Consider the following 24,270-nt stretch of genomic DNA (forward strand, 5'->3'; position numbering starts at 1 on the left):
ACACCGGCCTTACCCCATCGCAATGGAAGATTACAACAAAATCATTGAGTCGCTGGGCGTCCGATTCATCAAGGCCCGGCATATTCGGATGCAACAAGCCATCCGAATCAAGAATTTTTATGACATCGAAAACTCGCTGTTGATTCTATACGACGGAGAGGTGTCATTTGGCGAAGACGGAACCTTAGCTGAACCCGGCGATATGCTATTTATCCCCGGTGGGAAGTCGTTGAATATTACCTACGGTAGCAGTGAAAGCCCAAAGGCTATCTCAAACGAAGAATTTCTTACCTTCCGCGAACGCTATTTCGATTCGCGTCGGGACCCGGCTGAGATTGGAAAATTGCCCCATTCATTCGGTCTGGTAGCATTTGAAGCCAAGGTTTTCGATTCCGTTAACTTCTTTACGTCTCTGGATGTACCGCCTTTCCTGATTAAAGGCGAAGAATCGTTGGCTCACGCCTTGAAAGAGATTCTGGCGGAAGATTTCCGGGACGAAGCGGGTCGAGGTCGTATTATCAAAATCAAGACGGAAGAGATCGTCATCAATATCATTCGGTATATTTTGAAACACCGTCTGTTTGTGGAGCAATTAGCTACCAACAGTACGTATTTCAAAGATCCTCGTCTGATCGACATCTTCACTTATATCAAGGATAATATTGGCGGTGATCTGTCCAATAAGGTACTCGCCAACGTAGCCAACGTTTCCGAAGATTACGTCGGTCAGTATTTCAAGATGTTGACGGGTATCAACCCTCAGGATTACATCGAATACCAGCGAATGGAAGCGGCGGTGAATTTGCTGCGTACGTCCAAAAAAAGTATTCGTGCCATTGGTGCCGAAGTAGGCTATAAGGATACGGCTTATTTCTGTCGTCGCTTTAAAATGATGTTTGGCATTCCTGCCGGCAAAATGCGTCGTCGTGAATCGCTAATGAATTTGTAAGTATCACAATTTGATAGAAAAGCACTTATCTGTAGAGATAAGTGCTTTTTTTATGTCTTTTGTAATTCATTAATACTAGAAAAAGCAAATAAGATGTAGGTAGAAAGAATGATCGAGAAGGACTTTGTTCGCAATTCTCCAAGCTCCTTGGCAAGCTAGTATAGAGATAAACTTCAAACGGTTGGTAAGGGTATTCATAAACAATTTAGTACTATTCAAAATTTATGTCTTCGAAGTATTTGTGAGGATTTAATTGTGTGGAAGAATTGAAATTGTCAACTACTATAATATATTTTAACTTCATATAACATAATTCTTATAAATAGCTTAAGTAATAAAATCACGGTTTTCGTGGATAGTAAGAAAAAAGCATAACACTTAATTTTACACTAATTATTAGCCGTAGGTAACACAACTTACGAATCAGGTAATACTAAACATATAGCTATGAATTGCACTATCAATTTTTTAATTCTACTGTTTTTATTCACAACTTTAGGATGTGGAAAGTCGCAAAATCCTGACTCAGAGCTGCATTCATTCAATGAACGCATGAATAGACAGGCATATATGGGTACGGCACGGTCCACGATGTACTTACGCGGTTACGACCGCTTAACACCTATTAATGGTACAGGATCATTCAGCATAGATAAAATCAAAGGGGATAGTTCAAGGCTTGTGCTGCGGATGGAACTTTCTGGGCAAGAGGGATTTTCCTTATCCATTCCTGGGAAGCAAAATGGCCAATCCTGGAAGTTTAGTGCTGATCCCAGCGAGGTATCTATCAAAGACAATGGTGAAATAAACGGGTCTATTACAACCAGTGCTAAGAAGATAACGTGGAAGGGTCGTCTTTTTGACGACAAGCTCATGCTAGATGTAAAGACTAAATACCTCAGTGAAGAAGGTGGGATACCAGAGGAGTCCATCTTAGATACGCATTTTGAACTCGTAAGATCTGGTAGTCAACAAGCTGGTGGTGGGCAACAAGGCTGCACAATCGTTTGGGAAAGCCGACCGACTTTCAACCTCTATTCTGGGGGCATTGATCTTATCTATGTACCCGTATGCCACTAGTATTCAATTGCCTAAACTAAGACTCAATTGGTATCTTGACTCTCTCAAATTTAATAAGTTTGAGAGAGTCTATATTTTTAAGTTAGATTATGAAGATCGGTATATATGTGTTATGGTATTGTAACATCTCTAGATATACTTCATTGCAGTTGCTTTGTGAATCAATGAGGCTGTATTGCTTACGTCAAATTTTTGTAATAGATTTCTTCTATGGCTTTCAACAGTTAGTGGGCTAATAAACATCAATTCTCCTATCTTAGGAGTCGTAAACCCCTGGGCCATCCATTTAAGTACTTCCCGTTCCCTTTCGGTGATTTTTGGAATAGTGTCCTGTTGATTAGCCATTTTTATAAATTCCATTTCCCGACTTAAGACCTGTTCCCCCTTATGGACGGCATGAATACTCGTAATCAGGTCTTCAGCTGATGTATTTTTAAGTAGATAACCCAAAGCCCCAGTTTGGAGCATACGGAGTGCAATGCTTCCTTCGTTCAGGTTACTGATTGCGATAACCTGCGTGTTTGGATAATCCTTCTTTATCACCGCGGTAGTGTCAATACCGTTCATTCCCGGCATGTTAATGTCGACCAAGACAACATCTATCGGCTGCTTATTTAAAAATTCCAAAGCATCTTCAGCACGAGTAAATGTACCTTTCAATACAATTTCGGTCGTATTTTTCAAGATAAATTCAAACCCATTCAACACCAGAGGATGATCGTCTATGATAATTACTGAAATAATTTTATCCATTTACATTAAGTTGAATATGGAATGATGCTCCGTTACCTATGGCGGCATCGATCTCCAATTGTCCATTCAATATATCTACCCGGTTGCGGATGTTGGAAATGCCAATTCCTTCTTTAGACAATAGCTCATTTTTTGGATCAAATCCCTTGCCGTTATCCTCAACATTGATATGAAATTTATCCTCAACTTCGGTACACTGTACCCACACCTGCGAAGCTCCGCTATGCTTTACGGCATTGGTCAGTAACTCCTGTAAAATCCTGTATACTGCAATCAGAAAAGCCTGCGGATAATCCTCACGTAGATTTGATGCTTGAAAATCAATTTGCAAGTCCCTCTGTGACATGGCATTGCATAAATCCCTTAGTGCGGCTTCGAGCCCCATATATAATAAAGATTCTGGCATCATATTGCGTGCTATCCGCCGAAGCTCGTCAACAGAATGGTCCAACTGACTAATAATTATATTCAAATCTATAGTTGTTTCTCTTTTAGGGTTAATATTCGCGGCAACCGCAGAAAGTTTTAATTTAGTACTTGCCAGCATGCCACCCAATCCATCGTGCAAGTCCCGTGCTATGCGATTACGCTCTCTTTCCTGGCCCTGTAACATCGCATTATAAAGATTCAATTTTTCCTGTTGTCTGCGATTTTTCATTTCCTCTCTTAGGAACATTTCTTTCTGCTTCGTCAATTTTTTCTTGTTATTGAGTGCAGAGTACCATGTAAAGGATAATAACGATAAGACAAGAATGGCTAAGACAAGAATACCGACCCACATGCGGGTCTTGTGTAGGGAGAGTTGATGTTGCTGATTCTCTGTCCTTATCCGCAAAAGTTCTTTCTCTTTTTCCGTAGTTTGATAGATCTTTTCCAGTTCCATGATTCGCTCTTCGCCTTTGTCCAAGAAGAGAGTGTCTGACAGTTTTTTATGGGCTTCGTACCAATTGATCGCGTTTTGATATTGTCCCAATTTAACAGCGGTATTTGCTAGGTTATAGTATACCATCTGTTTATTTCTTAAGGACTTGTTGGTTTGTACATAAGGGAGTACCCTTAACAATTTGTTCATAGCAGCCTGGTATTGCTTAGCGGACTGCAAGGCACTGAACTGGTCAAAAATTATGGTGGCAACCATATCGTCGTTATGCTGTTTTTTCGCCGTATGGAGCCCTTGGTCAAAATGCCAATTTGCTTTAGACATATCCTTTTTCGCTGCCCAATAGCTTCCTGCCACACTATGGTACATAGGGATATATGCTGAGTTGGGAATACGCTGGGCTAATACATCCGCTTTGTCCAAAAATATTTTGGATTTTATATCATCTTTAAGAAACAGGGCATTTCGGGTAGCGTTTACACATAGTGTAAAAAGCTGCTCATTCGCATCTTTCTTTCCCTTTAATAAATTCCAAGCATTTTCATAATACTGTTGAGCCTTATTAAATGCTTTTAGGTTCATTAAGGCCATGGCAACATTTTGGTAATTATTGCCCAGTAGGGTAGAATCTTTGAGATGTTTGGCTATCGGGATCACTTTATTCAGCAATATATTTACATAGTCATCCGATTTTCCATCGCGTTGAAGCAATGCTCCATAACTTCCCCAGAGCCTTGCAAGATGTCTTTGGGCGTCCGGTTCATTCTTTTTGTCAGTTTGCTTAAGTTGAACCTCCGCCTGTAAATAAAGCTGCTTCGCCTTTAATGGGGCTGTGTCAAAATAGACTGCGGCACGGTAAAAACTAGATAATCCTCTATAGTAGCTGGATTTGCTTTTTGCCCCCAGTAATTGTTCCGCTTCGTCTATATACCTCAGGGCCCTTACAGTATCGAAATCAGACCAAAAAAAACTTAAGTCATAAAGTGCTCTAGCCTTTTGCTCCTGATCTTTGAGGTGCAGCAATTGCTGATATAAGCTATCACTATGCTGTTGAAGTTCATTCTTAGTCTGAGCGAAGCTATTGATTATCGTAAGTCCATAAAGTACTGCAATACATATTAAGCTTTTATTCATGCTCCTGAAGCACTATATTGAATTCTCAAAATAAAAAATAATTTTTAACTAACCATTGAGAGTTACGGCATAAAATACCAAACCTATCGTATCTAACAGCACATCATATCACCTCCAGATCATTTGTCCACCAGCACTTTCAATTTTGTCTTTTCCTCTCCAGATTACAGGAATAACTCCCCGAGAATTATTTGCATCTGCATCAACGTTATATTGCTTTCCATCATTGGGAATGATTTTCAAATCCCATAAATATCCGAGCGTTCCGGTAGATCGATAATTGGTACCAATCAATAAATGTTTTCCATCTGGAGAAAACTCCGGTACAGATTCTTTAAAATTGCTTACAGTCACCTGCTTAAGGTCATTCCCATTTATATCCATCGTGTAAATATGATTACCAATATTTAGGGCAAACTGGGTACCAGCCTGGTTAACTGTTAGCTTGCCCCAATCCTGATAGCTCATTTCTTTAACTAATGTTCCCGAATTAAAGGGAGGGGCCATCTTAATAATATATTTACCATGTGTAAAGATGACGTTATTTCCCGGTAGCCATAAGCGAGATTCATTCATACCAAGCCTTTCACCATTGATGTCCACGATACGTGCTACAAATTCACCGTTTCGTTTTAAGATCGTGATACCGTCTTGAAAGTCGTTTGATGTGACCAGGATCAAACTATTGTCAGGCGATAGATACCCTTTACAATAGCTATTGCCTGCGGGGCTATTGTATATAAATTCCTCTACTATTTTTCCGCTGTTCATATCGCTGATCGTGAACCTGACCTCATATTGTCCAAATGTACTTGCATTCACGGCTGTTAGCTTCCATTTTCCATCGCGAGAAATATCAAAATTATTAAGCTTGGAATCGTCGGGGATAAAAGATCCACCCGTACCACCTGGTAGGCTCATCTTAAGAATACCTTCAGTAGCCCAGTCATAATAAATGGTACCTTTCAATAAAGAAGGATAAGGACTGGATCCTCCGGCGTTATCTTTTGAACAAGAGGCGAATACTAAGAATGTAAAAATCTGCACGACAATGCTAAACAACTTTTTCATGGCATTATTCTTTATATATCGAATTCAAATTTACTAGCCTAGATCCTGCAAATCAATCCACGAAAACTAGGGTTTTATTATAATAAGTAGTAAGATATTCGATAAGATTGCAGTAATTATAGTCACCCATACTTTATTGACAAGATCCGGAAGATGCACGAAGACTGCTGGAGCCATTTCCCATTTCATTAAGTGGACGCATAACTAATTCGTAACGTAAGCGTATGAAAAAAATATTTTGGGGGGGGATCAAAATATATTATTATAGTAATAGAGGAGAATAAATTACAAGAAATTTTACTAATGAAAACCACCTGATCTTACCCGGAAATAAAGTTGAAGAAGCTATGATTTATTTTCATATGGTGTTAAAATGCAGCATGTTCAATTGGTACTCTTTTGACTTTTTGAATGATATTTAATATTAATAGGTTTACTAGCATTGATGCTCGGATTACTTAAAAAATCGTGTACCAAAAATAGGAGAAGTGTTGAATCTGTAATTTTTGATATCGATGGTGTAATTATGGATTCATGAGGCCGCTGAAAATAGGCATAGTATGAAATATTTAGTTCTCTGTGAGTAATAGTAATGAAAGATAACGCATTGTTAACGAGCTCAATGGCTACTCCAGAAGTTACGGAGTTCTGACACAAATTGCATCCGTGGGGAATTATTTCAGTAATACGGTGATAGAACGAGTGAAGGAGCTAATTTAAGAATAGGACTGTGCTCTACCTGACGTAGTTGAATTTCTACATTATCTGAAATCAGAAAATCTTTTGCTAGAATTAGCAACTAATTCGCTATATAGCTTAATTCCGGATGTTCTTCAAAATATCGGACTACACAAGTACTTCCAAGTAATTACTTCAGCTGATTTCGTTACACACGGTAAGCCTCATCCTGAGATATATCTATAAACAGCCAAGCAGCTTAATATCCTTCCTCATAAATACATCGCTATTAAGGACTCAAATTGCGAAATGATTGCGGCCAGGGATGCGGAAATGAAAGTCGCAGCATTCACAAATAAAGGTAAAAACCAAGCAATGCCTTTTGCTGATATCGTCATTGAAATTTTTCGAGTACACAGGTAGAATTGACCCTATTTTCCCTTAGCATAATGAGAGTCAAGATAGAAATGTAACTGCTCTCTGTAAAAATTGAGGATAATTCGAAGCAGGAACGGATACATATAACTGTCTAACTATTTGTACTAGTACCTATTGTAATGAATTTTATTAGCTGAAACACTACTCCGTTTGAAAAATCAATTAAATGATTCCTAACCGCTCAATGATTGGCAGCGGAACCATCTCGTCCATTATCTTTTTCCTGTTGAATATAGTTACCACAGAATTTGATGAAACAATCTTTTTCATACTTGTTTTTTAGATACTCTCTTAACAATTCGGCTATAAAAAAACCAGCTTATCTTCAAGCTCACTGATCGTTTTACGGTAGTCCTTTAGCTTCTTGCCAACTATGTCCAGGACAAAGGGATCTTTAATACTAAATTCTTTTTCCTTTCACTTTGGTGAGTTGTTTTAAAGAAAGAAAATGAGGCGTATCAATGAATTTTTCTCTCCTTTGTCATGGACCCTAATTTTTACATTGTAGATTCCATCGGCTTTTTGTGGCGTTCATAAACCTTTGGGCTTACGGTTGCCCTAATCTTTCCATTACAACGAAAACCTTTGTGACGGTTTTACGTGAAGCTCCACAAAAACTATGCAAGACACACAGCTTTGAGGGATTTCAAAACCGATAGAGAGGAAGTTCCAAAACCACCTTAAGGAAAGCAAAAAAGCCGATTTTACTTACGTAAAATCGGCTTTTTTCGGAAGTGTCCCCGGCAGGGTTCGAACCTGCGACCCATTGATTAAGAGTCAATTGCTCTACCAACTGAGCTACGGAGACTGTTCCTATTTACTTAGAAACCACCTCCCTGATCGTAGAAGCTACGACGGCGGGACAGCTTGAGATCCTTCAACATAGCAGAACGAACGCGTAATTCAAAATTGTAGTTCCCACCCCGGAGATTTTGAGCAATCGGCGTCCAGTTAAACGAGGCCTCCCAGCAGTGAAGGTTACGCGTCAGACCAATGTTCGTCAGCGATGGAGCATTCAGTACAAAGTCCCAGCCCGTAGTAAAGGTCATGGCCCATTTCTCGGTTAGTTTGATATCACCGTTCATACTCAGTGTTTGAAACGTTTGAGCCCGGCCAAGGCCGTACTTCGTATAGCTGAAGTTATAGCTCAGGTTCACATTCCAGGGGACATCCCAGTCGATGTACAGCTGCGGATTCGATTGAATAAACCGCATTTCGGCATCACTTACGCCTTCGGGTTTTTCTTTAGGCTGTTGCTCCTGCCCTTTCTTCTTATTCTGACCGCCTTTAAAGCCCGTACTAAACCCAATCGTCATGCTTTGCAAAGTGGCCAAGCCTTTACCGGAAGCTACTTTCAGTCGGTTCACCCTTCGGCCACTGAGCAAATAATCATCCTGAACGACATCATAAGGATCAAACGTGGAGGCAAAGTTGATGTTATACTTCTTCAAAATGACCGTATTGGCAACCAGCGACAAGTTCGATAGATTGAAGGAGTCGGCGAGGAAGTTGTAACTGCCCGAAAGTCCGAAGTTATCGAAGATATTAATCTTCTGAAAGGCCTCCTTGGCCGTATCGGACTTGGCCCTGACTTTCATTTCCAGCTGGTTGGTTAAACTGAAACTGGCTGCCGCCGCTGCCCCAATGCTTCCACTGTAACCCGAAAATTTAGAAAGTAGACGTTGATCTCCCCGTTCGTTGATCTGTACTCGCTGGTAAAATTTATTCGATAAATCGGGCGTATAGCTCAAACTGATCGAGGGAGCAAACGTATGCCGAATCGCTTCCAGACGACCCAGTTTTTTAAAGTAATACGTTCCGTATACCCGCGTATTGATGCCCAAGGAAGTAGAGTAGGCGTAAGCCGGAGACAGACGGCTGATGGTATCAACCACAACGCCACCGCTATCCGATACAAAACCGGGACGTACGGACTCTAGCAGTGATCCAGGCTTTACGTAACGATAGGAATACTGTTTTGTGTAGAGGTTTCCCTGTAAACTCACGCCCGGCGTAACGTTGATGTTACGGGCAATTTTAAAGTTAGGTAAGGAAATGGGAATCGAAAAGGTAGTAGTAACCTGACTATTCTTTAAAATGGTCGGTAGGTTCTCGAGATTAAACGGAATATTTCCGGAGAGTACCCGCGTCTGAGCGTTCTCAGGCGTTGAAGTGGTACGGATATTCAACGTGTCAGGGATGTAGTTGGCAATCCGAAATTCACCGGCAAAACCACTGTTACTAACTACCTGAGGCTGAATGTTGTTGCTAATATCTACCGTACTCGACAGGTTAGCTCCCAAACGGAAAGACTCGTACCAGGCGGGCGTTACGGCCTTCTTCCGACGCAACGGCTGAAATTGCGTGACGGCTGCCGTTACGCCCCCTCCAATGGTCAAGGCCTTGGTCGTCACGTTCTGGTTAATACGTACGTTGGCACTGGTTTGGATGTATTGACCGAAGTTATGCGAATACTGTACCGACGAACCAAACACGTTCTGTTGGTACCGGCCCAGACCACCCGTCGGACTCGTCAGGTTTTGCTCGTTGTTGTTGAGGTAGTTACTACTGGCAACGTTTACCGAAGCCGAGAAACTATACGGACGACCCAGCGTCTGAGGCGTATGCGACCACTGCACACTGAAGTCATTCGAAATGGTACGGTTCGGCCCAATTTCATCCCCGGATCTATTGTGGTTATAGATCAGACTAAAACTGCCACTGTACCGGTATTTCTTGATGTAATTCCCCTGCGAGCCAGCTCCCCAACCACCTCTGGAGTAAAGCTGTCCCGTAAATCGTAGGCCTAGGTAATCATTTACAGCCCAGTAATAGCCGAAATCTCGTAGGTAAAAACCCCGGTTTTGCGGTTCTTCACCGTAGTTACCCAGAATAAACCCGGATTTTCGCTTCTCCGAAAAAGGAAAGAAGCCAAAGGGAAGTCCCAGCGGTAATTGGATACCGGCAATGACCAGATTAAAAGGTCCGGCAATCACCTGCCTATTATCACCTTTGCCCTGTACGAGTTTGATTTTCGGAGCCTGAATGCCGTAGTGTGGGTGTAGTAAGTCGCAGGTCGTATAGAAAGCTCCGCGTAAAAAGAAGTTATTCGAACTGTCTTTCTTCACGATTTTTCCCCGTACGTTACCCTCGCCCTGCTTGGTTACGATAGTTTTGATGGCGGCCCGCCGTGTCTTGAAATTATAGCGAATTTCGCTGGTATTGTACACATCGGCCCCCTGCTCGAAAACGGGCTCCCCGATGACTTTGCCCGTCGAATCTTTCCGGCCAATGGCGTACACCTCGTTGGTTTCCCAATTCAGCTTGATGTAATCGGCTTTCAGGTGAATGTCCTCGTAATCGACCTTGGCATCTCCGTATAGCTCTACCACTTTCTCGTCGGTAGTCATAATCGTTGAATCCCGGGCGAAATACTCCACCTGAGATTTCAGATCACTCTCATCTTGTAGGGAATCGGCTTTGGAAAGACGGATGGAATCAGCCGGAGCGAGCGGCTTTAATGAATCGGGTTGTACGGGGCGTTGGACCCGGCCAAAGGGAAGAGCCATGCGTTTTGATCCCGGACGCTGTCCCCAGGCCTGCACAACACCAAGCATCACAAAAAAGATCAAAAGAAAACAGTTCTTCAACGGTCCTGGAATTTAATGTTCAATGTTTCTGGCCTTTCAGTAGACTATCGGGGAAACTTTTGGCGTTGGTATGAGTTGATTGCTAACGAACAAACTAAAAATTCCCGGTTCCGAATTTAAGAAGCGAAGATACGGCGACTGAATCATGCTTCATCGGTAAGTGACTCGCATTTTCCTTTAAATTTGTCGGGCAAAAATACATAGTAACTGTACCAACCTTCAGAAGCATGCGTGAAAAAAGCCCGTTAAAGTGTGTTAATGTATGGCCCGTACTAGGGCTGGTTTTGATTTTATTCAGTTTCCAGGAGAATACGGTGTCCGAAAGGCCTCCCGTTACGAACCCCAAAGTAGAGGCGATTCGTACCGTTGTTATTGACGCTGGTCACGGTGGAAAAGACCCCGGAGCGATTGGTAAAAATGGTACGCGGGAAAAAAACGTAGTACTACCGATTGCCTTAGCCGTTGGAGAAAAAATCAAAGAACATTATCCCAACGTCAAGGTCGTTTTTACCCGTAAAACGGACGTATTTGTCGAATTGCACGAACGTGGAGCCGTTTCCAACCGGAATAAAGCGGACCTGTTCATGTCAATCCACGCTAACGCTCTGCCCGCTACCCGCCGGGATTTCTACGGTACGGAAACGTACGTGATGGGGTTACACAAATCGGAGGCAAACCTGGCCGTAGCAAAACGCGAAAACGCCGTAATTTTCCAGGAAAAGAACTACGAGAAGAAGTACGAAGGATTCGATCCCAATTCACCCCTAGGGCAAATCATGCTGGAAAATTACCAGAATGCGTATCTGGCGAACAGCGTGAATTTTGCTTCGAAAGTAGAACGAGCCTTTAAGCGAGCGGACCGCATCAGTCGTGGCGTAAAACAAGCCGGACTGCTAGTGCTCTGGACTACTGCTACGCCTTCTGTACTGATTGAAACGGGTTACCTGTCCAATCCAACCGAAGAGGCTTTCCTGGCCAGTGACGCCGGACAGGATAAACTCGCCGAAGCCATTTTCCGGGCCTTCGAGCAGTATAAAAATGAAATGGATAATTAGGTTTAAGTGGTTCGTTAGTGGTTGAGGGTTATTGGTTGAGAGGTTCGGTTACGTTAGCATGTATCATCCATCAGGTATGCCAACCTTTCCAAGGCACTACTAACCAACAACGATCAACTACTCACTAACAATTCTCGACAACACTACTCCTTCGCATGCTTTTTCGATTGATCCGACAGAATTATTCGTTCTTCCTACCGTATATTTTATTGCTTATTGTCGTCGGCAGTATGCTTTCCCAGCTGGATCGGACGGTACTGATGCGGTGGATTAATGGCGTCAATCATCCCTTCTGGGATCAGTTTTTCTATTACCTGACGGATTTAGCCGATGGAGCCGTGGGTTTTGGCATTGTCATTGGACTAGTATTTGTTCGGTACCGCTGGGCTCTGGCTGGTATACTATCCTTACTCATTGCTGGCCTGTTTACGCAGCTGTTGAAACACAGTTTTTTCGCGGGAGAATTACGGCCCAGTGCCTTTTACAAAAACTCAGGCTGGGTTTTTCATACCGTCGATGGACTTAACTTACACAGCGTTAATAGCTTTCCATCGGGGCATTCAACGTCCGTTTTTGCCTTGTTTTGTTTGCTTACGTTACTGGTAAGCAACAAACACTGGGGCTGGCTATTTCTATTTCTGGCCGTTCTGGGGGCTTATTCCCGCGTGTACCTATTCCAGCATTTCGTCGCGGATATCTACGTAGGTTCGATTATTGGTACGGTATCTACACTGCTGGTGTTTACAGGACTAGAATCCTACTGGCAGCAACATCCCCAAAAGTGGCTGGATAAACGTCTGGAATTAAGACGAAGGGTCGCCTAACTATTCAGAAAAAAAAGGCTGGACGGGAAAATCTCCGTCCAGCCTTTTTTTCTGAAACCCGCAAGTTAGCGGGCCGCTCCTTCCAGCTTATATACCCAGGCGTGCTGGCAGGGTATCGTAGCAGGCGTGACGCTCGGGGCCGCAATTGTCAGTTGATTCCCCTTCATACTCGTTTTCACCGCTCCTTTAAAGCCCAGCAGAGAGACACTTTGTGGTTTAGTAATACCATCGACTGAAAGGTTATCCATCCATTCCGTCGTCAATACGTACAGATCTTTTCCTTTCTGCGTGAAAAACAGTTTAGTACCTTTCTTGAAAGTCGGAGCCTTGTCCCAGGCCCGCGTACCGTAGATGGCATCTTTATTTACATTAAGCCAATCGCCCATGTCTTTCAGCCGTTGCTGCATAATGACGGGAATACGGCCATCCGCGGTGGGTCCGACATTCAGTAACAGATTGCCGCCGCGAGCCACTTTCTCAATCAGAATGTGTACCAATGCCGCCGACGTAGCATAATCCTCCAGAATCTCGGCCCGATTATAGCCAAACGAACCGCCGATTCCCCGGCATTCTTCCCAGGGATGCGTAAATTTCGTATTATCGGCATTCCCCGAGTGTACTAAATCGTATTCGGTTGTGTAAATGCCGCCGTGCTTCGAACGAGTTTCCTTACCCCAACGATCATTGACCACCACAGTTTCTTTCACCGGTGACTCGTTATACAGCCAAGCCAGAAATTCTGTACTTTTCCACACTTCCGACGAATGGTCCCATTCGCCATCCGTCCATACGACGTCGGGTTTGTACCGGGTTACCAGATCTTTCAGCTGGGGTATCATGTGCTCGTCTACGTAACGGTTCACGCTTTGTTTGTACAGCGGATTGTACCACTCGTATAGAGAGTAATAATAGCCCATGTGCAAGCCTTTATCCTTGACGGCGGACGTCAGATCACCCAGCAAATCGCGGTGCGGACCTACGTCTACGGCGTTCCAATTCCAAGCCTGAGCACTGGGCCAGAGGGTAAAGCCTTCGTGGTGTTTCGACGTCAATACGACATATTTCGCTCCGGCCTGTTCAAAAACCTTTGCCCATTCGTCCGGCTTGAAAAATTCGGCTTTAAAATCTTTGACAAAGTCCTGGTACTTCGTGTCTGCTCCATACACGCGGTTATGAAATTTCTGAAACAGCGGTGAGGTCTTGCTTTTAGCGTCCTGCCACTTCTGCCAATACCATTCCGAATACTGATCGTAGACGCCCATGCCATCGCGGGCGGTAGGAGCATAAGAGGGTACGGAAAATAGTCCCCAGTGAATAAAAATGCCAAACTTGGCGTCTTCAAACCAATTCGGAACGGGCCGTGAATCGATGGAGGCCCAGTTGGCTTCGTAGGTTTTCTGAGCCATAGCCAGACAGGAACAAACGCTCAGCAAAGCGGAAAGCAGTACTTTTTTCATAGAGTAAGAACAGAGGTTTTTTACAAAAGAAGAAAAGAAACCTTTGCTACCCTTTTTCTAGATGATTACCAGACGTCTTCAAAATGTACCAGCTCTTCTGATTTCCGCGTCACGACTACGGCGATTACATCAAAGCGGAGGTGTCCCCGCCAGTTGGTTTCATAGATATACTGATCGGCGGCCTGTCGTAGCAACGTTTCTTTTTGAGCCGACACAAAGGCTTCCGGAAAACCAAACTTCAGATTGGTACGAGTCTTCACCTCCACAAAGACCAGCCACTGTTCCCGACGTACAATGAGGTCAACCTCTGCCCGTCCGGCCCGATAATTACGGGCGATGATCTCGTACCCTTTTTGTTCTAGGAAGCGAGCGGCCAGAACTTCCCCTCGTTGTCCGGTCTGTACATGCGTTGGCACAAAAATGCTGTAGATTGATGGAATGTACGGGAAAGATGCTAAGATTTGCCAAAGTACGGATGCCGTTCTGTAGTTCGTTATATATACTGATGAAGCTTGAATCCATGAAACCCATTCTTACGATTGAATACTGCCCTCGCTGTGGCTGGTTGCTGCGGTCGGCCTGGCTAGCTCAGGAATTATTGACGACGTTTTGGGAAGAGCTGGGAGAGGTCGGCCTGCGTCCGGCTGAAATTTCCGGTACTTTCAAAATTTATCTGAACGGGCAGGAAATTTTTGACCGGAAGCAAGCCGGTGGTTTTCCTGAAATCAAAACCTTGAAACAACAGGTACGGGATTTAATTGCTCCGGAAAAATCCCTCGGCCATTCCGACCGCAAAATGGAATAGTAGCTTTGCTTAACCCAAACTAGTTTACCTCTGATGCATTCAACCCTTATGAAAACGGCACCTCTGCTGGGCTGCCTACTGGCTTTTAGCTTCCTCTCCGCCTGCCAGTCACCCAAAAAAGAAAAGAAGACGAAGGAAACGGTCGCCGTACAGGCCCATACGCTCAAACCGCTGGACTACGACTTGCAACATCCGGTAAAAGTTTCGAGTCTTCCCCCGGTTTTAAAGGAGATTTCGGGTATTACGTATGTAAAACCGGGTCAGCTGGCAGCCATTAATGACGAACAGGGCGATCTCTTTTTGATTAATTACCAAACTGGGAAAATGACCGAACAGCGGATTTGGGGCAATGCTGGCGACTACGAGGATATCGTTTACCACGAAGGCAAATTCTACGTCTTACGAAGCGACGGACAGCTTTTCATTTTCACGCTCGATCAAACGTACTTACCCGGCGGCGTCATTAGCGGTGAATCCAAGAGCATTAAAACCTTTAATCTTCAGTTGCCCGGTCAGAACGAAGTGGAAGGGCTGACATTTGATAGTAAAACCGGCTGGTTTTTTGTAGCAGCCAAGGAAACCAAAAAAGCCAAAGACGAACGGTACGTGTATTTCTACGATCCGCAGAAAAATGCTTCCTGGAAAGGAATTGTCTTACGGAAGAAAAGTTTTGAAGAAGTCGGTCTGACGGGAAAAGATACGGAGTTCAAACCTTCGGCCATTGCGACGCACCCTCAAACCAAGGAAGTGTACATTCTCGCTTCGGTCGGCCATAAATTACTGGTACTCGACCGGAAAGGCGGCAATTTTGTAGCCATCGAAAAACTGGACCCGAAGGTATTCGAACAGCCCGAGGGTCTTTGTTTTGCCCCGGATGGTACCCTCTTCCTTTCGAGTGAGGGTAAAAAAGGACCCGGGAAAATCTGGCAGTTCAAGCCCAGAACGAAATAAAACATAAGGCATATCATGTAAAAAGGGAATCCTGTAGATTACAGGATTCCCTTTTTGAACGGTCGTTACGGAACGAAGACTATTTCTTGCCGTAACGTTTGTTGAATTTATCAACGCGACCAGCCGTATCGAGCAGTACGTTTTTGCCAGTGTAGAAAGGGTGAGATTGTGAAGAAACCTCGACTTTCACTACGGGATACGTTTTGCCTTCAAATTCAACCGTGTCTTTCGTCGTAGACGTAGAGCGGGTCAGGAATTTGTAATCGCTGGAAAGGTCCCAAAATACCACCTCGCGGTACTCAGGATGAATATCTGCTTTAGCCATTATATTGATTGTTAGTCAGTTACGATCTTTGCACAAATAGGCCGCAAAAATAATCATCTTTTGGGAATGTAACAAAGGTTGTCCCGATGTTTTCTTTTTTATTCTATAAAAAATATTCTTCGTATACACATTCTCATACGGAAATCCAAATACGAACGATCATTCGAAAGGGTAACTTTTTGGCTCTGAATGAACTTTATTTTTTATATTTTTTTTTACCCTTTCCGAGTAGAAGTTATTGGCGACTTAACATTAATTTCACATTCAGAAAGCATGCTTCGCCAACTACTGGTATCCTCCACTGAAGCTATTGGTCCAAGTTTTTAGGATATACCCCTCTGTGGGTAATGCTTCAGCTTAATATATCTATCCAATTAAGAAATAGAGTAATTTTCATCTATCTTCTAATTTGCTGAAAATATGCACGTTATCAAAAGAGATGGCCGACGCGAATCGGTGAAGTTTGACAAAATTACTGCCCGGATCGAACGCCTGTGTTACGGCTTAGATCCCGCCTTTGTCCAACCCATCGAGGTAGCCATGAAGGTCGTATCCGGTATTTACGACGGCGTAAATACGGTAGAGCTTGACAACCTGGCCGCTGAGACAGCCGCCTCCCTCACTACGCGTCACCCCGACTACGCGACGCTGGCGGCTCGCATCGCTATTTCTAACCTGCATAAGAACACGCAGAAGTCGTTTTCGGCGACGATGAAGCAGCTGTATCATTACATCGATCCTAAAACGAGCGAAAATGCTGCGTTGATTTCTAAGGAAACGTACGATGTAGTGAAGAAGCACGCGGCCTTGCTTGATTCTACCATCATTTACGATCGTGATTTCGGTTATGATTACTTCGGTTTCAAGACGCTTGAAAAGTCGTACTTACTGAAAGTCAACGGTAAAATTGCCGAGCGTCCGCAGCACATGCTGATGCGGGTGGCCATCGGTATTCACGGAAATGACATTGACTCGGCAATCGAAACGTATAACCTGCTCTCTGAACGCTGGTTTACGCACGCTACGCCAACGCTTTTCAACGCCGGTACACCGAAACCTCAGTTATCTTCCTGCTTCCTGCTCACCATGCAGGACGACAGTATCAACGGAATCTACGATACGCTCAAACAGTGTGCTCTGATTTCGCAGTCAGCCGGTGGTATTGGTTTGAGTATTCATAACATTCGGGCGACGGGTAGCTACATCAAGGGTACGAACGGTACTTCGAACGGTATCGTGCCGATGCTTCGGGTATTCAATGATACGGCTCGTTACGTCGATCAGGGAGGTGGAAAACGGAAGGGTTCTTTCGCCATGTACATTGAACCTTGGCACGCCGATGTTTTTGACTTCCTGCAACTGAAGAAAAACCACGGTAAAGAAGAACTCCGGGCCCGCGATTTATTCTTCGCTCTCTGGGTACCCGATTTATTCATGAAGCGGGTGAAAGACAATGACGTTTGGTCATTGATGTGCCCCCACGAATGCCCTGGTTTATCGGATGTATACGGTGACGAATTTGAAGCTCTTTACGAAAAATACGAACGCGAAGGCAAAGCCCGCCGCACGGTAAAAGCTCAGGATCTTTGGTTTGAGATCATGGAATCTCAGATTGAGACGGGTACGCCCTACATGCTCTTCAAAGATCACGCCAACCGCAAATCGAACCAGAAAAACCTGGGTACGATCAAATCTTCGAACCTCTGTACGGAAATCATCGAGTATACGGCAGCGGATGAAGTAGCGGTATGTAACCTGGCTTCACTGGCCCTGCCCAAATTTGTGGAAAAAGGCGAGGATGGATTCCTGCGTTTCAACCACGAAAAACTGTATGAGATTACAAAAGTTGCTACGCGTAACCTCAACAAAATCATCGACATCAACTATTATCCCGTACCCGAAGCCGAGCGTTCGAACAAACGTCATCGTCCGATTGGTTTAGGCGTACAGGGTCTGGCGGATACCTTCGTACAACTGCGTATGCCGTTTGAAAGCGAAGAAGCCCGTCAGCTTAATAAAGACATTTTTGAGACCATCTACTTTGGAGCCATGGAGGCTTCGATGGAAGAGGCTCAGAAATACGGTGCGTACGAAACCTGGGCGGGGAGCCCCATTTCACAAGGTATATTCCAGTTCGATATGTGGGGCGTGAAGCCTTCATCCAATCGCTGGGACTGGGAATCGCTGCGTGAAAAAGTAAAAACCCATGGGGTTCGTAACTCCCTGCTGGTTGCTCCGATGCCTACGGCTTCGACAAGCCAGATTCTGGGTAATAACGAATGTTTCGAACCGTTTACGTCGAACATCTACGTACGTCGGGTACTTTCCGGTGAATTCGTAGTCGTAAACAAGTACCTCTTGCGTGACCTCGTAAAAATGGGCTTGTGGAACGAAACGATGAAAAACAAACTTATCGCGGCCAACGGTTCCGTGCAAAATATCCCTGAAATCCCGGCGAACCTGAAAGAACTCTACAAGACGGTCTGGGAAATCAAGCAGAAAACCATCATTGATATGTCAGCCGACCGGGGAGCATTCATCTGCCAGAGCCAGTCGCTGAACATCCACATGACGGATGCCAACTTCGGTAAAATCACGTCCATGCACTTCCACGCCTGGGAGCGGGGACTGAAAACAGGTATGTACTACCTGCGTACCAAAGCCGCTGCCGACGCCATCAAGTTTACGGTGGAAACGCAGGCTCAGGTCGCGATTCAGCCCAGCACGGCAACCGTCCACGAAAAAGCCATGAACTACCTGGCCACGCCAGAAGCTCAGGCCGCTCTAGCTACGAAAGAAGTGGAGCCCGTGAAATGGTCCGAAGAAGACGCGAAGGCAGCCATTGCCTGCTCGTTGGATGATCCGGACGGATGTGAGATGTGTGGATCGTAATTGATTATAATTAAGCTATAGAAAAGGCAGACGCTAGTGTCTGCCTTTTTTCATTTCCTACAGGGCAAGCCCGCCCCTTCATCGTCTCTCCGGTAACCTACTTCGCTGGACTGATGAAAAAATACCTCTGGACTTTCGTACTCTTACCCTGTTCTTTATTCGCCCAACGCATTGATCGTAAAGCCCTTGTGGAGCGGCACTCGGTCATTATTAGGAAGATGGATACGCTGGCTTCCGTTTCGGTGGGAAATGGCAGTTTCGCCTTTACTGTCGATGCTACGGGGTTGCAAACGTTTCCTTCGTATTACGCTCAGGGCGTACCACTGGGTACGCAATCGGAGTGGGGTTGGCACAGCTTTCCCAATCCTGAAAACTATACCCTTCAAGAATCGTTGAAACCGTATCCGCATCAGGGTCGTCAGGTAACGTATGCCGTTCAAAGGGGTACAAGCACCCGTGAGAAACAGGCCGTAGATTTCGTCCGACAAAATCCGCATCGGCTGCAGTTGGGTAATCTGGGACTGGTACTACTGAAAAAGGACGGTTCAGAAGCCCAAGCCGGTGATCTAAAAAATATTCGTCAAGAGCTGAATATGTGGACCGGGGCCGTAAAAAGTCATTTTGAACTGGAAGGAATACCCGTGGACGTACTGACCTACGGCCACCAGACGCAGGATGCCGTTGCTACTCAGATTCAGTCGCCTTTACTGGCTCAAAATCGATTGAAAGTTCGTCTGCGGTTTCCGTACCCAACCAATCAATTTGTGGATGCAGGAGCGAATTATACGCAGTCAAATCAGCATACCTCGCGTATCGTTAAACAAGCCGCTACTACGGCTCAGGTTGATCATCAGCTAGATCAGGATCGTTATTCAGTAGTTTTAAATTGGGCAGGAAAAGCTACCCTACAGGCTGCTCAATCCCACGAATTTCTCTTGAGTAGCACGGAACCGAGTCTTAGCCTTAGCTGTCTTTTTACGCCTCAGGCGGGTGCGGCTCCGAGTTTTGCTCAAACGCAAACCAGCAGTAGCAACGACTGGAAAAAGTTCTGGACTTCCGGAGCGGCGATCGATTTTTCGGGCACTGCCGACCCCCGTGCCAAAGAACTCGAACGACGCATTATTCTTTCCCAGTATCTAACCAAAATCAATTGTACCCAGGCCATGCCGCCGCAGGAAACGGGCCTTATGTACAATAGCTGGTACGGAAAGCCGCACCTGGAAATGCACTGGTGGCACGGCGTTCATTTTGCGTTATGGGGTCGAACTGATCTTATGGAGAAAAGCCTGGACTGGTACCAGAAAACGGTCGAAAAAGCCCGGGCAATTGCCCAGCGGCAGGGGTACCAGGGCGTACGCTGGCAAAAAATGACCGATCCGGAAGGCAATGAAACGCCTTCGTCGGTAGGAGCCTTTCTGATCTGGCAACAGCCGCATTTCATTTATCTGGCTGAATTATGTTACCGAAACCAGGAGAATCCGGCGGTATTGAAAAAGTACGCGGAACTGGTCGATCAAACGGCAACGTTCATGGCCTCGTATGCCACGAAAGAAGGCGATCGCTACGTACTCGGCAAGGGGCTGATTCCGGCTCAGGAATGTTTTAAACCCGAAGAAACCTACAATCCCACCTTCGAGCTGGCGTACTGGCGTTGGGCTCTGGAAACCGCCCAACAGTGGCGTGAGCGACAAAAGCTTTCCCGTAAAAAAGAATGGGATGAGGTTCTGCAAAAACTTTCGCCTTTACCTCAGAAAGACGGTGTGTATCTGGCGACGGAAAGTGCTCCCGATTCGTACACCAATCCCGAACGCATGATCGATCACCCGGCGGTACTGGGGACCTTAGGCATGATGCCTTTACAGGCGGGTACGGATTCGTCAACCATGCACCGTACACTCAACGTCATCTGGAAACAATGGAACTGGGATCATACCTGGGGCTGGGATTTTCCCCTAACGGCCCTGACGGCCATTCGCCTGTACCAGCCCGAACGAGCCATTGAAGCCTTGCTAATGCCGGTTCAGAAGAATACCTATTTACCCAACGGTCATAATTTTCAGGACGGCCGCTTACGGATCTACCTACCCGGAAATGGCGGGTTACTCACCGCCGCTGCCGTACTCTGTGCTGGTTTCGATGGGAATACACAAACCAATCCTGGCTTACCCAAACATTGGAAGGTTCGCTGGGAAGGCTTGCAAAAGATGCCTTAACCTTACTCATAAAAAAGGCCGCTTTCATTTGAGTATGAAAGCGGCCTTTTCAGTAGGGAATCGGTCAGTACTTAGGGAAAAGTGCTAAGCAAGCTGATCGTTCCCGAAGCGTATCCAACAACGCCTCCCTCGTGATTGGCATTGGGAATGGGAAACAATCGAACAGTCGTTGCCCCACGAGCTGCCATGGCTTCAGCCGCACTCTGGGAGTTAAAGAAAGGGACGAGATCATCCGCCGTTCCGTGATATAGCCAGAGCGGTGTTTTAGGCTTCCAATCGTAAACGTCGTTATCTTTTACCGCATTTAGGAAACCGGTTTCTGTACCGTCATTCACCGCCTTCTTAAAGGCATCCGTAAACGTATTCGTAATATTGGTATTAATTGTCAACTGACCCAAATCACTTACGTGCTTAACAGTCGCCGGAATTTGCGAAGCATACGGCTCTTTAAAATAGTAACTAGCCGGACGGTTGAGGCCATAAATACGATTATAAGTCAATAAAACCCAGGCATACAAACGGTTGTACCCAGCCGTTTTAGTAGTCGTGGTTTCGTTAATGATCGACTTCATAAAAGCCGTCTTATTATACGCTCCTGAACCTACCGAAACTGCCCGTAGAGTGAACTCACCACTCGCTTCTTCCTCAATTTTTTTCAACAAAGACATCGTCGCATAGCCTCCTTCGGAATAGCCGGTTAAGTACAGACGTTTGTCCCAAGCAGTCGTATTGTTCTTAGCAAAATATTCCTTGGCTGCCCGCAGAAAATCGAGACTAGCCTGGGAAAGACCCTGCCGATGTTCGTACGTATGAGCCAGATCTTTTGAAACGCCGTAACCGATATAATCCGGTGCGACAGCAACATAGCCCAGTGAAGCCATTAAGGTCGTTAGTTGCGAATCTGTCCCCGAACCAAAATTAGAAGGAGCCTGCGATTCGCTCGATAAGGTACCATGCTGGTAACTAATCATCGGTACGCCACTGGCTCCCTGTGCTAAGGTTGGAATGACCAGAGCCCCCGAAGCCTGAACTTCTTTCCCATCCGTATCTTTCGTTTTGTACGTAATTCGATAGGTAGTCACGCCATAACGCACCAGGGCCTGATATAAGGGATTAGACCCTACCGCTTTGGCAACTTCCTCTTTGCTTAAGGTTTTTATGGTCTCTGCCTGTACCAGATACTGATTAGGCTCCGTTGGTTTAGGATCATTCCCATCCCCGCAAGCCATCAGGTAACACGTCATCACCAGCATGGGAAGCCAGGTACGGAAAAATAAACGTTGTTTGTTCATGGTAGATATAAAAATAAAAGAGGGCAAGCTCAATTTTAGGATATACAGTATTTATTAAAAAGACTTCGCCAGTGCGTATCACGCGTACCTTGGGGAATCCGCAGCGTCAGCAAGTTGTGGCATTTTAAGCGAACTTCCTTGATCTAGATCACATTCCTTCGCCGATTTCTAAGCTTTACGAACGCATTCAGCCCGCTGATAGGAATAAAAATCATCTTGTATCCACGGCTCTTTCAAAACGCAAACGCTTCTTTTCAGCACAGAGTAAATGGAAAACTGGCTTATGCAAAAAGATCCCTATTCGAGCAGGATGAAAAAAAATAAAAAAAATTACGCTACAGGGTTGCCTTTATAAAATTCAATTAAAGCCCGATAAATGATTAAACGAATCCGTATTTTTTGCGTCTATTTACTCAAAATTTGATTTTCGTAACTTGGGTACTCGAAAAGTAAAGTGTCATTAAAAAACAAATAACCCTTGTATTGAGTTCTCTATTCTTTAGATACAAAATCAATCCTAGCCGATTATTGCTTTTCCGAGCAACATCTAAAATGCCTTTGCCGAAATAATTTAATTTATCTACAGGTAGGAATTTGATTTTTTAATCATAAAACTGATATTTGTTTCGTTACAATACACAAGCAGCACAATTAATTATTTTATCCTTCATGAAAAAAAAATCAATTCTTTTCTTTTCTCCCACTGATAATGTAGAAGAAAAGAAGAAATCATCCAAATCAAAAGAAGCAGTTACTACCTCAATTTCTAAAAAGGGGAAATTACTTTTATCCCCAGCCGTACTTGAATTATTGGAAGCTGATCCTAGCTCTGCGAAATTCAAAGTAGGTACGGAGGAACGGAAAAGAGGCGTTGGCTCTTTCTTCCTGGTAAAGGCTGATGATGCCGATACGGATGCTTTTGCCGTTGCTAAAAGTGGCCGTGGTCATGGCATCGCTTTAGGAGCTATTTTTGACAAAGTGGGTCTTGATTACTCAGCGTATGATTATACGTTTGAAATCAAACCATTCTCGTATGAAGAAGAAGGTATTAGCGGCTATGAGCTTTCATTGAAAGATAAAGCTCCGCGTACGGCAGCTACTTCTGGTGAAGAAGAGTAACCATATACGCATCAATTAAAAAGCACGGCTGAGTATTCAGCCGTGCTTTTTAATTTTAGATCAAACGATATTTGACAGCTAACTTCTCAAGGGAAACGGATGGTTCGATTTGTTACTAAACGCTAATCAACTGACTTTACTAGTTCGGAAACAAATACGTATTCAACGGGTCAACCTTCCGTTAGCTTTCTGAGAAGAAAGTTTATCTTTTAGAGATGTAGGTGGCTATAAAATAGCTCTTGAACTTTTTATAAAAAAGTCAAACGTAGTTTCAATACCGCTCGATAATTACTCGTTTCTGTACTTAAGAGACATGCTCGTATGCTGACTTGGTACTAGGGGGTGGAGCGTGCTGGGAGGGTAACGCTCCACGGTCGAGGCGAGCGTACCTGCTAGAGAAAATGTACTTTTCCAGGCTAGAAAGAACCATCTTCGTGCAAAATCCCGTATATCTGGTAATAGCATACTAAAAATCAGTCTGATATATTTGCAAGATAAAATGAAATGCTTTTAACACATCCACTTTAAATTATTAGTTTTAGAACCAAGAGAAAAGTATTGGTAATGATGGCCCTGTCGGTGGCAGTTGTGAGTCAGTCCTGCGTGAGCAAGAAAAAAGCATCCGCCTTGCAAGCCCAGGTCAATGACCTAAAAACCGAAAACACCCGCCTGGCCGAACGCATCCGCGTCGAACTCGGCGATTG

The 24,270-nt window shown here is 44.6% G+C and carries 17 protein-coding genes, 1 tRNA gene and 1 pseudogene; 10 read left to right on the plus strand and 9 right to left on the minus strand.

Going from position 1 to position 24,270, the window contains the following annotated elements; genetic code table 11:
• Positions 1 to 22 precede the first annotated feature (22 nt).
• Positions 23 to 949: a helix-turn-helix domain-containing protein gene (locus ACOJTG_RS01915; RefSeq protein WP_104716210.1), complete on the plus strand. Its 927-nt coding sequence runs from the start codon at positions 23 to 25 to the stop codon at positions 947 to 949.
• 447 nt (positions 950 to 1,396) lie between these two features.
• Positions 1,397 to 2,029 (plus strand): hypothetical protein, encoded by a 633-nt coding sequence (locus ACOJTG_RS01920; protein WP_420152260.1) that lies wholly within the window; start codon positions 1,397 to 1,399, stop codon positions 2,027 to 2,029.
• Positions 2,030 to 2,158: 129 nt separating this feature from the next.
• Here ACOJTG_RS01920 and ACOJTG_RS01925 read toward each other — a convergent pair whose 3' ends face one another.
• The 3 genes from ACOJTG_RS01925 to ACOJTG_RS01935 form a co-directional block, all read right to left on the minus strand.
• Positions 2,159 to 2,782 (minus strand): response regulator, encoded by a 624-nt coding sequence (locus tag ACOJTG_RS01925; protein ID WP_420152261.1) that lies wholly within the window; start codon positions 2,780 to 2,782, stop codon positions 2,159 to 2,161.
• Positions 2,775 to 4,796, minus strand: coding sequence for a sensor histidine kinase (locus tag ACOJTG_RS01930; RefSeq protein ID WP_420152262.1), 2,022 nt, complete (start codon positions 4,794 to 4,796; stop codon positions 2,775 to 2,777). Before ACOJTG_RS01930 ends, ACOJTG_RS01925 begins: the two co-directional genes overlap by 8 nt.
• A gap of 108 nt (positions 4,797 to 4,904) precedes the next feature.
• The gene (locus ACOJTG_RS01935) at positions 4,905 to 5,867 is read right to left on the minus strand and encodes a hypothetical protein (protein ID WP_420152263.1); all 963 of its coding nucleotides are present in this window, start codon (positions 5,865 to 5,867) and stop codon (positions 4,905 to 4,907) included.
• Between the two features lie 744 nt (positions 5,868 to 6,611).
• Here ACOJTG_RS01935 and ACOJTG_RS01940 point away from each other — a divergent pair.
• Positions 6,612 to 6,791: pseudogene (locus ACOJTG_RS01940) on the plus strand (HAD hydrolase-like protein); the annotation flags it as partial.
• 927 nt (positions 6,792 to 7,718) lie between these two features.
• Here the strand turns inward: ACOJTG_RS01940 and ACOJTG_RS01945 are convergent.
• Together ACOJTG_RS01945 and ACOJTG_RS01950 are read right to left on the minus strand one after the other, a co-directional pair.
• Positions 7,719 to 7,791: transfer RNA gene (locus ACOJTG_RS01945), tRNA-Lys, on the minus strand.
• A 13-nt stretch (positions 7,792 to 7,804) separates the two neighbouring features.
• Complete coding sequence (locus tag ACOJTG_RS01950) at positions 7,805 to 10,552, minus strand: putative LPS assembly protein LptD (protein ID WP_420152264.1); 2,748 nt, start codon at positions 10,550 to 10,552, stop codon at positions 7,805 to 7,807.
• Positions 10,553 to 10,860: 308 nt separating this feature from the next.
• Here ACOJTG_RS01950 and ACOJTG_RS01955 point away from each other — a divergent pair, with 308 nt between their 5' ends.
• Together ACOJTG_RS01955 and ACOJTG_RS01960 are read left to right on the plus strand one after the other, a co-directional pair.
• Positions 10,861 to 11,688, plus strand: coding sequence for an N-acetylmuramoyl-L-alanine amidase family protein (locus tag ACOJTG_RS01955; RefSeq protein WP_420152265.1), 828 nt, complete (start codon positions 10,861 to 10,863; stop codon positions 11,686 to 11,688).
• Between the two features lie 155 nt (positions 11,689 to 11,843).
• Complete coding sequence (locus tag ACOJTG_RS01960) at positions 11,844 to 12,512, plus strand: phosphatase PAP2 family protein (protein ID WP_420152266.1); 669 nt, start codon at positions 11,844 to 11,846, stop codon at positions 12,510 to 12,512.
• Between the two features lie 65 nt (positions 12,513 to 12,577).
• On the opposite strand, the gene ACOJTG_RS01965 is transcribed toward ACOJTG_RS01960, so the two are convergent.
• The gene (locus ACOJTG_RS01965) at positions 12,578 to 13,969 is read right to left on the minus strand and encodes an alpha-L-fucosidase (protein WP_420152267.1); all 1,392 of its coding nucleotides are present in this window, start codon (positions 13,967 to 13,969) and stop codon (positions 12,578 to 12,580) included.
• Between the two features lie 65 nt (positions 13,970 to 14,034).
• On the minus strand, positions 14,035 to 14,385 hold the full coding sequence (locus ACOJTG_RS01970) for a YraN family protein (RefSeq protein WP_420152268.1): 351 nt from the start codon (positions 14,383 to 14,385) through the stop codon (positions 14,035 to 14,037).
• 104 nt (positions 14,386 to 14,489) lie between these two features.
• Here ACOJTG_RS01970 and ACOJTG_RS01975 point away from each other — a divergent pair, with 104 nt between their 5' ends.
• Both ACOJTG_RS01975 and ACOJTG_RS01980 read left to right on the plus strand, forming a co-directional pair.
• A complete protein-coding gene (locus tag ACOJTG_RS01975) occupies positions 14,490 to 14,774 on the plus strand; it encodes a SelT/SelW/SelH family protein (protein WP_420152269.1) in 285 nt (94 codons plus the stop codon).
• Positions 14,775 to 14,822: 48 nt separating this feature from the next.
• Positions 14,823 to 15,725, plus strand: coding sequence for an SdiA-regulated domain-containing protein (locus tag ACOJTG_RS01980; protein WP_420152270.1), 903 nt, complete (start codon positions 14,823 to 14,825; stop codon positions 15,723 to 15,725).
• 79 nt (positions 15,726 to 15,804) lie between these two features.
• Here the strand turns inward: ACOJTG_RS01980 and ACOJTG_RS01985 are convergent, their stop codons facing one another.
• Entirely contained in the window at positions 15,805 to 16,050 is a 246-nt protein-coding gene (locus ACOJTG_RS01985; protein ID WP_094814378.1) for a type B 50S ribosomal protein L31, read from the minus strand.
• A 420-nt stretch (positions 16,051 to 16,470) separates the two neighbouring features.
• Between ACOJTG_RS01985 and ACOJTG_RS01990 the strand changes: the two genes are divergently transcribed.
• Together ACOJTG_RS01990 and ACOJTG_RS01995 are read left to right on the plus strand one after the other, a co-directional pair.
• Complete coding sequence (locus ACOJTG_RS01990) at positions 16,471 to 18,942, plus strand: ribonucleoside-diphosphate reductase subunit alpha (protein WP_420152271.1); 2,472 nt, start codon at positions 16,471 to 16,473, stop codon at positions 18,940 to 18,942.
• 113 nt (positions 18,943 to 19,055) lie between these two features.
• Positions 19,056 to 21,155, plus strand: coding sequence for a hypothetical protein (locus ACOJTG_RS01995; RefSeq protein ID WP_420152272.1), 2,100 nt, complete (start codon positions 19,056 to 19,058; stop codon positions 21,153 to 21,155).
• 71 nt (positions 21,156 to 21,226) lie between these two features.
• Here the strand turns inward: ACOJTG_RS01995 and ACOJTG_RS02000 are convergent, their stop codons facing one another.
• Positions 21,227 to 22,447, minus strand: coding sequence for an alpha/beta hydrolase family protein (locus ACOJTG_RS02000; protein WP_420152273.1), 1,221 nt, complete (start codon positions 22,445 to 22,447; stop codon positions 21,227 to 21,229).
• 621 nt (positions 22,448 to 23,068) lie between these two features.
• Here ACOJTG_RS02000 and ACOJTG_RS02005 point away from each other — a divergent pair.
• Positions 23,069 to 23,566, plus strand: a complete 498-nt coding sequence (locus ACOJTG_RS02005) for a hypothetical protein (protein WP_420152274.1) — start codon at positions 23,069 to 23,071, stop codon at positions 23,564 to 23,566.
• The last annotated feature ends 704 nt before the right edge of the window (positions 23,567 to 24,270 follow it).

Origin of the sequence: Siphonobacter sp., assembly GCF_048595215.1 — a bacterium.
Classification (GTDB): Bacteria; Bacteroidota; Bacteroidia; order Cytophagales; family Spirosomataceae; genus Siphonobacter.

Excerpts from the sequence above, each read along its gene's own strand:
- ACOJTG_RS01915 (WP_104716210.1), top strand. The coding sequence starts at position 23 with ATGGAAGATTACAACAAAATCATTGAGTCGCTGGGCGTCCGATTCATC.
- ACOJTG_RS01920 (WP_420152260.1), top strand. The coding sequence starts at position 1,397 with ATGAATTGCACTATCAATTTTTTAATTCTACTGTTTTTATTCACAACT.
- ACOJTG_RS01925 (WP_420152261.1), bottom strand. The coding sequence starts at position 2,782 with ATGGATAAAATTATTTCAGTAATTATCATAGACGATCATCCTCTGGTG.
- ACOJTG_RS01930 (WP_420152262.1), bottom strand. The coding sequence starts at position 4,796 with ATGAATAAAAGCTTAATATGTATTGCAGTACTTTATGGACTTACGATA.
- ACOJTG_RS01935 (WP_420152263.1), bottom strand. The coding sequence starts at position 5,867 with ATGAAAAAGTTGTTTAGCATTGTCGTGCAGATTTTTACATTCTTAGTA.
- ACOJTG_RS01950 (WP_420152264.1), bottom strand. The coding sequence starts at position 10,552 with ATGGCTCTTCCCTTTGGCCGGGTCCAACGCCCCGTACAACCCGATTCA.
- ACOJTG_RS01955 (WP_420152265.1), top strand. The coding sequence starts at position 10,861 with ATGCGTGAAAAAAGCCCGTTAAAGTGTGTTAATGTATGGCCCGTACTA.
- ACOJTG_RS01960 (WP_420152266.1), top strand. The coding sequence starts at position 11,844 with ATGCTTTTTCGATTGATCCGACAGAATTATTCGTTCTTCCTACCGTAT.
- ACOJTG_RS01965 (WP_420152267.1), bottom strand. The coding sequence starts at position 13,969 with ATGAAAAAAGTACTGCTTTCCGCTTTGCTGAGCGTTTGTTCCTGTCTG.
- ACOJTG_RS01975 (WP_420152269.1), top strand. The coding sequence starts at position 14,490 with ATGAAACCCATTCTTACGATTGAATACTGCCCTCGCTGTGGCTGGTTG.
- ACOJTG_RS01980 (WP_420152270.1), top strand. The coding sequence starts at position 14,823 with ATGAAAACGGCACCTCTGCTGGGCTGCCTACTGGCTTTTAGCTTCCTC.
- ACOJTG_RS01985 (WP_094814378.1), bottom strand. The coding sequence starts at position 16,050 with ATGGCTAAAGCAGATATTCATCCTGAGTACCGCGAGGTGGTATTTTGG.
- ACOJTG_RS01990 (WP_420152271.1), top strand. The coding sequence starts at position 16,471 with ATGCACGTTATCAAAAGAGATGGCCGACGCGAATCGGTGAAGTTTGAC.
- ACOJTG_RS01995 (WP_420152272.1), top strand. The coding sequence starts at position 19,056 with ATGAAAAAATACCTCTGGACTTTCGTACTCTTACCCTGTTCTTTATTC.
- ACOJTG_RS02000 (WP_420152273.1), bottom strand. The coding sequence starts at position 22,447 with ATGAACAAACAACGTTTATTTTTCCGTACCTGGCTTCCCATGCTGGTG.